This window comes from Limnobacter parvus (genome assembly GCF_024623725.1).
Taxonomy (GTDB): domain Bacteria; phylum Pseudomonadota; class Gammaproteobacteria; order Burkholderiales; family Burkholderiaceae_B; genus Limnobacter; species Limnobacter parvus.
Map to the genome: position 1 here is coordinate 117094 of NZ_JANKHG010000026.1, position 13133 is coordinate 130226.

Annotated in this window: 10 protein-coding genes and 1 tRNA gene; 6 read left to right on the plus strand and 5 right to left on the minus strand. The window is 49.9% G+C overall.

Annotation, left to right across the window (positions count from 1 at the left end; genetic code table 11):
• Positions 1-49: 49 nt before the first annotated feature.
• The 3 genes from NSP04_RS13175 to NSP04_RS13185 all read right to left on the minus strand — a co-directional run bounded on the left by NSP04_RS13175 (position 50) and on the right by NSP04_RS13185 (position 5685).
• The gene (locus NSP04_RS13175) at positions 50-2122 is read right to left on the minus strand and encodes a PAS domain-containing hybrid sensor histidine kinase/response regulator (RefSeq protein ID WP_257512813.1); all 2073 of its coding nucleotides are present in this window, start codon (positions 2120-2122) and stop codon (positions 50-52) included.
• A gap of 365 nt (positions 2123-2487) precedes the next feature.
• Complete coding sequence (locus tag NSP04_RS13180) at positions 2488-4368, minus strand: choice-of-anchor I family protein (protein ID WP_257512814.1); 1881 nt, start codon at positions 4366-4368, stop codon at positions 2488-2490.
• A gap of 84 nt (positions 4369-4452) precedes the next feature.
• Positions 4453-5685 (minus strand): FecR family protein, encoded by a 1233-nt coding sequence (locus NSP04_RS13185; protein WP_257512815.1) that lies wholly within the window; start codon positions 5683-5685, stop codon positions 4453-4455.
• Positions 5686-5867: 182 nt separating this feature from the next.
• Between NSP04_RS13185 and NSP04_RS13190 the strand changes: the two genes are divergently transcribed.
• Positions 5868-7397 (plus strand): flavin-containing monooxygenase, encoded by a 1530-nt coding sequence (locus NSP04_RS13190; protein WP_257512816.1) that lies wholly within the window; start codon positions 5868-5870, stop codon positions 7395-7397.
• A complete protein-coding gene (locus NSP04_RS13195) occupies positions 7394-8218 on the plus strand; it encodes an SDR family NAD(P)-dependent oxidoreductase (protein ID WP_257512817.1) in 825 nt (274 codons plus the stop codon). The genes NSP04_RS13190 and NSP04_RS13195 overlap by 4 nt, the downstream gene beginning before the upstream one ends.
• A gap of 3 nt (positions 8219-8221) precedes the next feature.
• Here the strand turns inward: NSP04_RS13195 and NSP04_RS13200 are convergent, their stop codons facing one another.
• Positions 8222-8995 carry an SDR family oxidoreductase gene (locus NSP04_RS13200; RefSeq protein ID WP_257512818.1) on the minus strand — a complete coding sequence of 258 codons (774 nt, stop codon included), beginning with the start codon at positions 8993-8995 and terminating at the stop codon, positions 8222-8224.
• Positions 8996-9050: 55 nt separating this feature from the next.
• On the opposite strand from NSP04_RS13200, the gene NSP04_RS13205 reads away from it, so the two are divergent.
• The 4 genes from NSP04_RS13205 (at position 9051) to NSP04_RS13220 (ending at position 12684) form a co-directional block, all read left to right on the plus strand.
• On the plus strand, positions 9051-9500 hold the full coding sequence (locus tag NSP04_RS13205) for a gamma-glutamylcyclotransferase family protein (RefSeq protein WP_257512819.1): 450 nt from the start codon (positions 9051-9053) through the stop codon (positions 9498-9500).
• 17 nt (positions 9501-9517) lie between these two features.
• The gene (gene glpK / locus NSP04_RS13210) at positions 9518-11008 is read left to right on the plus strand and encodes a glycerol kinase GlpK (RefSeq protein WP_257512820.1); all 1491 of its coding nucleotides are present in this window, start codon (positions 9518-9520) and stop codon (positions 11006-11008) included.
• Positions 11001-12539 (plus strand): glycerol-3-phosphate dehydrogenase/oxidase, encoded by a 1539-nt coding sequence (locus tag NSP04_RS13215; protein WP_257512821.1) that lies wholly within the window; start codon positions 11001-11003, stop codon positions 12537-12539. Before glpK ends, NSP04_RS13215 begins: the two co-directional genes overlap by 8 nt.
• Before the next feature lie 68 nt (positions 12540-12607).
• Positions 12608-12684 (plus strand) — tRNA-Arg (locus NSP04_RS13220).
• A gap of 55 nt (positions 12685-12739) precedes the next feature.
• On the opposite strand, the gene NSP04_RS13225 is transcribed toward NSP04_RS13220, so the two are convergent.
• Complete coding sequence (locus tag NSP04_RS13225) at positions 12740-13081, minus strand: STAS domain-containing protein (RefSeq protein ID WP_257512822.1); 342 nt, start codon at positions 13079-13081, stop codon at positions 12740-12742.
• Between the last annotated feature and the right edge of the window lie 52 nt (positions 13082-13133).

The window sequence follows — 13133 nt, forward strand, 5'->3', positions numbered from 1 at the left end:
GGGTAGAGGCTGGGTAGTCCAGTCATCTTAGACCAGTGTGCAGCAGGGGTTACAGGGCCAGTAACTTCTCAGGGCTAATAGGTTTAAACATTACTTCGTTCATACCTGCATCTAAAGCACTTCTGCGATCTTCCTCCATTGCAGCGCCAGTCAGGCCGATGATTCGAACATTGTTAATTGGGCCATGAAGGCCTCGAATCTCCCTTGTTGCTTGAAGACCATCCATTTGAGGCATATGAACATCCATGAGCACAAGTTCAATATCAGGATTCCCGATAAGACTCTGAATTGCCTCTAGCCCGTCATTCGCTTTTGTGACCTTTGCACCATTTAGCGACAACACGTTTTCTAACACAAGAAGATTAAGTTTAGCGTCGTCCACTATCAGCACATGACGGCCAGACCAGTTCTTCGTCGGTGGTCCAACTGTGGCCGAATTTGTGACATTTGCAGCACATACTTTCAGTGGCAAGGACACCCAAAAAAGACTACCCGTGCCAAGTTTAGTTTTAACGCCATACTGCCCACCCATGTTTGTAATCAGACCTTTCACAAGTCCGAGTCCAAGTCCTGAACCTCCGTACTTTGAAAAAGTATTATTCTCGGCCTGTTCAAAAACTTCGAATATCTTTTCTAGCTTTGCCTCGGCGATACCTACCCCAGTGTCTTCGACCTGAAAAAGGACTTCTGCATCACTGAGCACTCGCTTACTTAGTCGACAAGACAATTTTACAAACCCGGTTTCTGTAAACTTCACTGCATTGCTAAGCAAATTGACCAGTACCTGCTTTAATCTAACTTCATCAAATAACGCCGATTCAGGCAATCGTTTATCAAATTCATAGCGAATTTCAAGCCCCTTGTGGGATGCTGCTTCCCCAACTATGCCCAACGACGTCTCGCAGACTTCCCTAAGGTTGCTTGGTTGAATGTTAAGTTGTAAGCGACCTTCTTCAATTCGACCCATTTCAAGAACATCAGAGACCAGAGAGTTCAGGTGCTGTGTCGCTTTGCTTAACTGATTTAATAAAGTCCTAGCTTTCTCAGGATCGGAGGTCAATTGAAGAGAGTAGGTTAGCCCAGAAATACCGTTTAGAGGGGTTCGGAGTTCATGACTGATTGTCGACAAAAATCTTGACTTTGCAAGTGATGCGGCCTGAGCTTTCATTTCGAGGCTTTCCGCTTGTTTTTTCTGCTGCTCCGCAAGCTCTAACGATTGTTTTAACGCTTCGGTCTTTTGAGCAACTTCTCTTTCTAATCTAACCTTGTAATCAATTGAGTCTTGAATATCCGTGTTTGAACCGAACCACGCAATGATGTTCCCGAGTTCATTTTTCAGTGGGAGCGCTCTCGTATCAAACATCCGATAAATACCATCCTTACCAAGGATCCGAAAATCGCACTTAAAAGGCTCACCTGTTGTAACACTCTGTTGCCAGCTAGAAGCTAGTCTTTGTTTGTCATCAGCGTGTACGAACTCGAACCACTGTGCACCGAGAAGCAGCGATCGAGTCGCGCCTGTATAGTCGGTCCAATTAGGACTCAAGTAGTCGCAATCACCTTTAGCTGTGCAGGTCCAAGTTAATTGAGGAAGTGTTTCCGCGAGGCCACGAAGACGGCGCAGCTCTTCAGCTGAAGTTTTAATTTCTTGTGCTTTTATCTTTTCGGTTAGGTCTGTGTGAAGTCCTAGAACCCTGTATGGCTTTCCTGTTTCGTCGAGAATCGCTTGGCCAGTGCAACGAATATATCTTACATCACCATCAATTGTCTTATAGCGGACAACTTGATCATAGCGAAACTCAGGGTTAAGCGGCGCTTGAAGATGTTTACCAATATTTACTTTCGCAAGTTCTAAGTCTTCTGGAAAAATTAAGTCTTGCCATTCGCTGGCGAGGTGTTTTTTACTGCTCGGCTCATAACCGAAGGTCGTCCAAAACTTCGGACTCATCCATTCGCTATTTCCTTCCTTAATGTCCCAGAACCAAATCCCATCCAAAGCCCTTTCCAATACATCAAGGAATTCATTCGCGTGTGACGTGACGAACTCGATCAACTCCCTGTAGAGTCGGTGCTCATCGGCTGCTTTGTTAGCCCAGTTAACAACTTGATGGTTTTTTTGCACCTAAGCTCCAGCGAAAGAATTCGTATCCCGTCGGCAATTCCCACAACTATATTAAACAGGTATCAGCAGTAGCAATCATCGAATAAGAAACGAAAAAAGGTAACATTTTTGGAATTGAATCAGTCAAGACAGTGGATTCGATAACGCAAACAGCATCGATGCTGCTGATGTATTGCCTGATAACACGTCTCTATATATATGAAAATTTGCTAAGTTTCCTGCTAAGATAGTATCTCGGAATTTTGGTAAGCCACTGAAAATAAAAGGAAGTTGGTTTTGATTAGGCGAATCCCTCCTTCTCCGCCAAAAAACAAAAAGGCCCCAAATGGGGCTTTCTTGTTTTTTGGATCAATGTTTAAACCAAGTTACTCGACCAGATTCAGTCGCATCACGGCAGTGGTGCCGCTCACTTCGCTAGTCACTACCAATAAAGGTTCGCCATTTGGTGAATCAGAGGCTTTGATAAATGTCAGACCTTCAGGTCCCAAGTCACCTACCTGTGCCAAGTTCGCGGCTTCCGGATCCAGCAAAAAGTTATCGCGTGTATTCAGGTAATCAACCATTTCCGGCGCTTCGGGGTCCGTGATGTCGTACACAAAAACACCACCCATTCTTTCCAGACCAATAAACGCAAAAGTTTTCTCGCCAATCTTGCCCAGTACGATGCCTTCTGGCTCGGATCCTTTTGCATCGCTGCGGCTGTCCAGTGCGTCGCCTTCATCATGACCGGTGTTGAAGAAGTCTTTACAAGGAATGTCGCGGTTGCTGCCTGCCATGCATTCGTCGCTGGCCAGGAATTTTTCGAATTGTGCGCCTGAGTCGAATACCAGTGTGCCGTCTTCGTCAAAAATCGAGAACGAGCGACCACCGTAGGCGTACAGGTTGTCGTACATAATGCGGGTGCCTGCAGGGTCTTCTACACCTTGGGTGTTGAACAACACTGGGGTGCCATCGGCGTTTGTGCGGTAGCCCATGGTCCAGCTAATATTCAGACGGCCTAACATGGCTTCATCGCGGCAGGCACCGGGACTCGTGGCGATGGCGCCACAATAGCCAAACACCATCGGATTTAACAACGCGCCGCCAATGTCTGCACCCTGGTTGGGAACCAATGCATCCAATTGTGGAGGCAAGTCATCACCCACACGGCTAGCCCAGCCGTTTGTGTTGGTCATGGCGCGCACACGGAATTCTTCGACAAAACCCAGGTTGGCGTTGCCATCGAAGTAAGCTTGGTTGTTTTCACCCCAGGCACGTGCATCGCCTTCATTGGCCGTTACGATGTAGTTTTTGCCATTCACCGCATAGGTGGCGATGGAATCAGGCATGTACATGCCGAGTACTCCAGGCCATGTACGGATGTCGATGGTGTCGTCTCTGTCGGATACATCAAGTTCATTGCCCTCTACGCCATGGTCTTTGAAACCCATGGGCAGTACAGACAACACATTCGCGGTGGCAATGTCGATTTTTGCGATTGCATTATTTTCCTGCAATGATACAAAGGCTGTTTTTCCGTCTTCGGTAACCGCAATGTATTCAGGTTCAAAGTCTTGTGAAGCCGATGCGCCGGGGCCATAAATTCGAATACCACTTTCGCGCAGGGCCTGTTCCTGACCTGTAAAGGCACCAAAACTGGCTGTACGTACCACCGGCATGGTTGGATTGCGCACGTCGATAATGCTCACGCTGCCTTCCGGGTCAATTTGGTAGTCGTCGCTGGGTTCGCCTTCGTTGGCGCTAAGTACAGTGTTGCCATCGGGTGTAAACACAACCATGTCTGGCATTGCGCCCACAGTGGGCGAGCTCAACAATTCAAGCGTGCTGGAGCGATACAAGGCCACACGGCCCAAATTGGTTTTAGGTGATGCCTCAATGGCTACAGCAAGAATACCGTTTGCAACAGCCACGCTGTTAACCGTTGCACCTGTCAACACGTCGTTGGCAGGCAAAGATTGGAGTAGTACCGGATTTTCTGGATCAGCGAAGTCAAAAACATCGATAGCCCGGGTTGAGGCGTTGCTTACAAACAGCCTGTTGGTCGACGGGTCAAACGTGGCAATTTCGGCTGCGCTTTCATCGAAAATTCCAGTTGATGTGCCACCGATTTTTTCAAGCGTTAAGCTGCTTGGCGTAACTTCACTTGGAGCGACGCTGACTGCCGCAGGATTGTCGCCGCCACAAGCAACCAGCGTTGCAGCAGCAATTGCGGAAATCGCAAACAGTTGAATTTTTCTTTTGTTCATGAAAATAGGCCCATGTCTAGGTAAAGCCCATGAGCCTATTTGTGTTCTATTAAATCCTGATGACATCAACCGGGCAAAGCGGGTTTACCCCAGCAAACCATCAGTCGGCAATCCGCCGCCGAGCTGTTCACTCAGGGCATCGGCACCCGATGAAATGCCTGAGCTCAAAGTACCCAGCAAATCACCTTCAGGGATTTCTGGCAGGCCTGAACCGTTGCCCGCACCTTCCAGCGCGATTTGCAGGGTGTCTGCGCCGCCCAGAATGCCATCCACCAAGGTATTCAGTCCCCCGTCCACTTCAACGGCCACAGTGTGCAAGCCGTCCATTAGCTGGTCCACTGGCTCCACTTGTTGGCTCAAAGGTTGTGTAATGTCATCGACCAAATCCACCACGCTGGTAACCAGGCCACCATCGGCAGGGTTCACATTCGGTAGTGCAGACACCAGCATGTCCAGTCCAAGGTCTGTGTTTACCGCATCAACCAGTGGGTTTGTGATCGGGCTCAATGGCTCGCCCAGTGGGGTTTCGTTAAGGCCATCCACCAGTTGTTGAACCAGGTCGGCTTGGGGTGTGCCCTCACCTGTGATAGCCACCAGCGCATCGTGGACATTTTCCAGGCCGGCAAATGCAAGCTGTTCACCTGCCACCGCAATGTTGTCTGGGGTGGATTCCGGATTGGCCTGGCTGTTTTCGATTGCCGTTTGAATTGGCTCAACGATACTTTCCTGAAGATTGTCCTGAGTCAGGTTTTCATTGACGAATTCTTCAATGCTTTGTGGGCTGTCTTCTGAAGAAAATTCACCAGCGCTGACACCGATCAAGCTGCCATTGCCGCCGCTTGCACCCGTGCTGGTGCCCACGCCACCAATATCGCCGCCGGAGGAGTCACCTGACCCACCACCCAAGAATGCGCCCGCCGCCAATGCGCCTGCTCCCGCTACAGCACCGCTGCCTGCGCCTAGCATGCCTGCACCAAACAGACCGGCTACGGCACCGCCCTCGGCAGCAGCAGAGTTCTCTGCCAATTCGGTGGTGAATTCAAAACATTCGCCGTCTTCCAGTACAACAATTTGTTGCTGACCATTCGCACCAGGTTGCTCGCCCAGGGTCAATTTGCCGTTCGCAGTCATAACGCCTGCAGCGGGAATTTGTCCGTCGCTGCCCGGAAACTCAAGGGCCAGGCGGCCGGTCGCGCCCGTGGCTACTTCATCACCGGGTAACAGGAAATCGCCTGCTTTCACGGTTACTACTTCGCCGTTGCGGGTTACGCTGACTTCACCTTCGAGGTCTTTGATTAATGCTTGGGGTGCGGCCATGGGTTTGCTCCTTGATTATTCAATTGGTGTGTTTAACAGCTTTCAATTCTGCGAGGGCCGCTTGATTTCAATCCTCCAATTAGGGGGAGGGTTCTACCCTCTATTGATCATTTTGCAATTGACAATGTTTATTGTCAGATATACATTCATGAAAGCAAAAATTTCTTGAAAAGGTCTGTGGCATGAATGAGTACACGGTGGTAATTATTGGCAGCGGTTTTGGCGGGCAGTGTGCTGCAATCAACCTTAAAAAGCGCGGTATTGAAGATTTCATCATGCTGGAAAGGCGCGATTTCATGGGCGGAACCTGGTGCCAGAACTCTTATCCCGGTGCAGCAGTCGACGTTCAATCGCTCTTGTATTCAATCGAGTCCGAACCCTACGACTGGAGCCAAATGTTTGCTGAAGGGGCCGAGTTGCAGCAATACACCGAGCATGTCATCACCAAGCATGGTTTGCGGGAAAAAACCCGCGTGAACAGCAATGTTGAGCGCACTGAATGGCATGAAAACGAACAGCGCTGGTCGATTCATCTTCAAGGTGGTGACGTGTTGAAAGCGCAGTTTGTGATCAATGCGTCTGGCCCCCTAAGCACACCGGTGATTCCAAATTTCAAGGGCCGCGACACTTTCAAGGGCAAAACTTTTCACACCAATGCCTGGGATCAAAATTACGATCACCAGGGCAAGCGCGTGGCCATAATTGGCAGTGGCGCCAGTGCAGCGCAGGTTATTCCCGCCATTGCACCTGAAGTGGGGCATTTGCATGTATTCCAGCGTTCGCCCCATTGGGTATTGCCGCGCCCAGACCGCGTTTTCAAGCCATGGCAGCGTACTTTGTTAAAAATTGAGCCGATTCGAAAGTTGGCCCGCGCTGCAATTTACTGGGGATTGGAAAGCCGCGTAATCGCCTTCAAGTATTCAGATTTCGCATTGAAGAACATTGCCCAGCGTGAAGCACTTCATCACATCAAGAAGCAGATCAAAGACCCAGTGTTGCGCAAGAAAGTAACGCCTGATTTCACCATCGGTTGTAAGCGCATCATTTTAAGCAACACCCTGTACCCCGCCTATTGCCGCCCCAATGTCAGCTTGCACGACAAAGCAGATGGCATTGCCGAAATTAATGAAACGGGTATTAAGACGCTGAGCGGTGAACAAGTTGATCTGGACTGCATTGTTTACTCCACCGGTTACGATGCAACCGACGGCGTAATTTCTTATCCCGTTGTTGGCAAGAACGGCGCCAAACTGGCGGATGTGTGGAATGAATTTCCGCGCGCCTATTTGGGTACGACAGCGCCTGGTTTTCCTAACCTGTTCATCGTGACAGGCCCGAATACCGGCATTGGCCACACCAGCGCAATTTTTGTGATTGAAGCGCAAATGCACTACATCATGCGTGCCATTGCAGAAGTGAAGGCTAACAAAGCCGCTGCCATAGAAGTAAAGCCCCAGGCCGAAGAACGCTACACCACCCACATTCACAGTGAAATGGAAAAAACCGTCTGGAAGCGGGGCGGTTGCACCAGTTGGTACAAAAGCAAAAGCGGGCATGTCGTGGCTATGTTTCCGGGCTTCAGTTACACCTATCTGCGCATGGCCAGAAATTTCAAAATGAATGACCATGTGTTACAGGCGCCATTGAGCAGTGCTCAACCTGATTCCGCCGCCGACATTGATCAACTGCAGACAGAAGGAGCCTCCGCATGAAGAACTTTAAAAACAAAGTCGTGGTGATTACCGGTGCAGCTTCCGGCATGGGCCGTTCCTACGCACTGATGTTTGCCAAGTTGGGCAGCAAAATTGCAATGTGCGATTACGATGAAAAAGGCCTGCGAGAAACTGAAAAGTTGATCATGCAAAGCAGCGATGTGCCTGTATATGTCGAAAAGCTGGACGTGTCGAACAAAGCTGGCGTGTATGCATTTGCCCAAGCTGTAAAGGCCGAGCTTGGCAATACCCATGTGATAATCAACAACGCAGGTGTTAGCGGAGAAGGGCGGCCAGTTTGGGCAATGAGCGACGACAGTTACGAACGCGTAATGGGTATCAACTTTTGGGGGGTGGTACACGGCACGCGTGCATTTTTGCCACAATTGTTAAGCAACGGTGAAGGTGCGGTTGTAAACGTGTCCAGCATTTTCGGCTTGGTGGGCACACCCAGTAATTCCGATTACTGTGCAAGTAAATTCGCGGTGCGCGGTTTCACTGAATCGTTGATGGTCGAACTTTCCAACAGCAAAGTACAGGTGCATTTGGTTCACCCGGGTGGAATCAATACAAACATTGCCAGCAAACCCGAACACGAGAAATTTGCCAAAAAATTCTTGACCACGCCGCCTGATGAGATTTGCGAGTTCGTACTGAAATGTATTAAAAAGAACGAACCACGCATTGTTTATGGCAACAACGCAGCCCGTGTTTGGCTGGGTTCACGTTTCCTGCCATTCAAGCGGATGCGCCACATTCTTTGGCAACAAATGGGGCGCACGCTGGCCGAAGAAGATTACAAGGGCATTCAGATCAAGTAAAGCTCAAGCCACAAGATAACCACCGTCCACATTAATGCAGGAGCCCGTGGTGTAGCTGGAAGCCTCTGACGCCAAATACAGCACCGTGCCAGCCATTTCACTGGGCTGTGCAACACGATTCATGGGCACATGCTGAAGCAGGGCGCTTCGAATGGCATCGTTGTGCACAAGGGCGGCTGCAAATTTCGTGTCGGTTGCGCCAGGCAGCAACGCGTTTACGCGCACTTTCATGGGTGCGCATTCTTTTGCAAACGCTTTGGTCATTGAGATGACAGCTGCTTTGGTGATCGAATAAATGCCTTGATACAGGCCAGGAATTACTCCGTTGATTGAAGCCACATTAATAATGCTTCCACCGCCATTTTTGGCCATTAATTTGCAGCCATGGCTGCTCATGTAAAAGTAGCCGCGAATGTTCACATCGCAGGTTTTCTGGAATGCGGCCAAATCGGTGTCATAAATTGGGCCAAAGTGCGGGTTCGTGGCACCATTGTTCACCAAAATATCAAGCCTGCCGAATTTGGCCTCAATTTGTTGGTACAACGCCTCAATCTGATCGATTTCGCCCAAATGACAGGCCAAGGGCACCGCCTTGAATCCATCTGCTTGAAATTGCGCAGCAATTTGTTCGCAAGCATCTTGCTTTCTGCTGGAAATAATCACCGTCGCGCCTTTGGCGGCCAGCAATTCAGCACAGGCCAAACCAATTCCACGCGTTGCACCCGTGACCAAAGCCACCTTATCTTGTAAATTGAATAAATCGTTGCTTGTTTTCACATTGTCTCCTTGCAGGCATTTTCTAATCGTTGTTCGTTTGTAAAGGTAACATCGCATGAGCCAGAAAATTCAGCAAGAAGGTACACATGTTTTTGTGTATGGCTCTTTGATGTATTTGCCTGTGTGGGGACAAGTGGTCAAAGGTGTTTACCCTTGTTTGAATGCGATTGCGAAAGGCTTCCAACGCCACGCCGTACCTGGTGAAACCTACCCGGCTATGATTGAAAATACGGCTGCGCAGGTTCAGGGTTTGGTCTGGTTGAATGTATTGCCCGAGGATTTACAAAGCCTGGACAAGTTCGAAGGCCCGGAATACCAGCGCCGTGAAATTGAAGTGGTGTTAAATACCAGTGGCGAATCAATGATGGCAAGCACCTACATTTGGTTGAATCCAGATGTGTTGAATGATGAACTGTGGAGCGTTAGTCGTTTTGAGGCTGAAGGAATGCAAACATTTCTGAACAATCACGTGGGTAACTGGAACAGCACCGGACAAAGAAAATAAAAACAGGAGATAAACCCATGGGTTTCATTTTGGCATTGGACCAAGGCACCACCAGTTCTAGAGCGATTGTGTTTAACGAAAACGCCCAGCTGGTGGCCAGCTCCCAACAGGAGTTTGAACAGATATTTCCAAAAGCGGGCTGGGTTGAGCACCGCCCCGAAGACATCTGGAACACTCAACTGGCCTGTGCGCGTTCGGCGATTGAGAAAGCAGGCTTGAAAGCCAGCGACATTGCCGGCATTGGCATTACCAACCAACGTGAAACCACTGTGGTGTGGAACCGCAAAACAGGTAGCCCGATTTACAACGCAATTGTGTGGCAAGACAGACGCACTGCAGAGTATTGCGACAAACTGCGCGGACAAGGCAAGGCTCCTCTGATTCGACGCAGCACCGGCCTTGAACTTGATTCCTATTTTTCAGCCACAAAAATTAATTGGATATTGACACATGTCGATGGTGCCCGCGCGCTGGCCGAAGCGGGTGAGCTTGCCTTTGGTACGGTCGACAGTTGGTTGATCTGGAACCTTACAGGTGGCCAAACGCATGCCACAGATGTAAGCAATGCATCGCGCAGCATGTTGTTGAATATCAAAACATTGGCATGGGACAGCGAATTGCTGGCCTTGTTCGAAATCCCGGAGAGCATGTTGCCCACTGTGTGTGAATCGAGTGGCGTGATTGCAAAATGCAAGGCCTCTGTGTTGGGCGCCCCCATCCCTATCGCAGGTGTGGCGGGCGATCAGCAAGCGGCTACATTTGGTCAAACAGCCTTCAATCCTGGCGAGGCAAAAAACACCTACGGCACAGGTTGCTTTATGTTGATGAACACGGGTCAGGAGGTGGTTGAAAGTCACAATCGTTTGTTGACCACTGTGGGCTGGAAGGTAAATGGCAAAACCAGTTACATGCTAGAGGGCAGTGTGTTCATGGGTGGTGCGGTGGTGCAATGGCTGCGAGATGGCCTTGGCATTATTGAAAAATCATCTGATGTACAAGCGCTTGCGGGGAGTGTGCACAACACCGATGGCGTGTGTTTGGTCCCCGCATTTGCGGGCCTTGGCGCGCCGCATTGGGACCCGTATGCTCGCGGTACTTTGGTGGGTATGACCCGTGGCACGAACAAAGCACACATCGCGCGTGCTGCGCTGGAAAGCATTGCCCTGCAAACTGTGGACCTGGTGCAGGCCATGCAGCGCGATGGATCAAAACCGCTTTCCGAGCTTCGAGTGGATGGTGGTGCATCCAATAACAATTTGCTGATGCAGATTCAAGCCGATTTGCTGGGTGTGCCCGTGGTGCGCCCTACAGTTACCGAAACCACCGCCCTGGGCGCAGCGTATCTTGCTGGCCTGGCGGTGGGCGTGTTTGAAAGCCAACAAGGCTTGTTGGCCAACTGGCGGGTGGATGCCCGGTTTGAACCCAAGATGAGTATTGATGAACGCGGTGCTTTGCTTGATCGTTGGCACCGCGCGGTAGAACGTTCCAAAGGATGGGCAAATGCTTAGTCGTAAAAACCACCTTGAAACTCTAAGGGTCAAGGCAGAAGAACAATATGTATGGGACGTGATTGTAATTGGCGGTGGCGCCACCGGACTGGGTAGTGCTGTGGATGCTGCAAGCCGGGGCCTTAAAGTGCTTTTGCTGGAAGGGCATGATTTTGCAAAAGGCACCAGCTCGCGCGCCACCAAGTTGGCCCACGGCGGCGTACGTTATCTGGCGCAGGGAAATTTCAGCCTGGTACGTGAAGCGCTTGAGGAGCGTGGACGCATGTTGTTGAATGCCCCCAACCTGGTCAAGCCGCTCGCGTTTGTCATACCTGTGCGCAACATATTTCAGAAACTGTTTTACTGGTTTGGTTTGAAAATGTACGACATGCTGGCTGGAAAGCTGGGAGTTGGTCCAACCACCATGTTGAAAAAGAATGAGGTACTGCGCGCTGTGCCCACAATTTCACAAAACGGGCTAAAGGGCGGGGTGCGATACTTCGACGCACAGTTTGATGATGCACGTTTGGCCATCGCTTTGATGAAAACACTTCACAAGCTGGGTGGCATGGCGATCAACTACATGCCTGTTGAAGGGTTCACCAAAGACGGTGAGAAGATTTGCGGCGTGCAGGCGAGAGATGAATTTAGCAGCCATTGTTTTACTTTTAAGGCCAAGGCCGTGATCAACGCTACAGGGGTGTGGGTCGACGAAGTCCGCAAGCTCGACTCTGTGGATTCCAAGCCCATGCTTAGCCCAAGTCAGGGCGTGCATGTGGTGGTTGATGAACATTTTTATCCAGCAAAAGAAGCGCTGCTGGTGCCCAAAACCAGCGATGGGCGGGTGCTTTTCGTTGTTCCATGGTTGGGTAAGACCTTGATTGGTACCACAGACACCCCGCGCAAAGATGCGCCATGGGAGCCTGATGCCTTACCCGAAGAAGTCGATTTTATATTGAATACCGCAGCCCAATATTTGGCCAATGCACCAACGCGAGCCGATGTTCGCAGTGTTTTTGTAGGTTTGCGGCCTTTGGTTAGTGCGGGGGGCGAAAATCAAAGCACCAAAAGCATTTCTCGTGAACACACTGTGATTACTGCGCCAAGTGGTTTGGTGACTATCACCGGGGGGAAATGGACCACTTACCGCAGCATGGCCGAAGAGGTGATTGATTTGGTCTGCGAACAGCAAGGGTGGCTTAACAAGCCAACCCGCACGCGCCATTTGCGGCTGGAAGACGACCTGCCTGCACGCAAGCCGGGCTCGGCGCTGCATGAAAAGCTGGATTTGAATCTGGCCGAAATTGCACAAGCCGTGCTGGAAGAAATGGCAGTGACGATTGAAGACGTGCTGGCAAGGCGCAGTAGGGCATTGTTCCTGGACAGTGCAGCCGCATTGGAATGCATGAACGAGGTTCGTTTTGTGCTGCAAAACGAGTTGCGCTACAGCGATCAGGAATTGGACCGACAGGAGACGGAGTTCCGAAAACTGGTGGCCCAGTACGGTCTAAAAGAAGAGCAAAAGTTTGCCCAAAGCCTTGCCATGCAATGAATTCACAAAAAATGCGGCGGTGGTCTTGCACTACATTAATGTTTGCGGCATAATCTCGCTTCTCTACAGCGGCTGTAGCTCAGTTGGATAGAGTACTTGGCTACGAACCAAGGGGTCGTGGGTTCAATTCCTGCCAGCCGCACCATATTAAAAAAAACCCTCGCTCAAAAGGCGAGGGTTTTTTGTTTTTAATCGAGCATTCAAGCTTTCGATTCAAGGGCTTTTACCGAACTTTGAATATCATCCTGAAGATCAAATAGTCGGTCCATTCGAGTTAACTTGAATAAACCGACTACCGCTTTACTTAATCCGCACAAAACCAATTGACATTGCTGGCCATTCAAGAATTTGTGCAGCATTACAATGCCAGCCAACCCGCCGCTGTCCACAAGATTTGTTTGTGACAAATCCAGGACAAATTGGCGATTCTGCGGCACCATCTCCGCAATCGTTTCCCTAATGGCCCCCGCAGTTTTTGCATCCACGATTTTTGATTCCACAGAAACAATTTTGATGGCGTTATTTTCCGATACGGTGATCATTTTTTAAAAATTGTCCGAAAAAGTTAATCCGATTGGTCATTAAACAGGTATC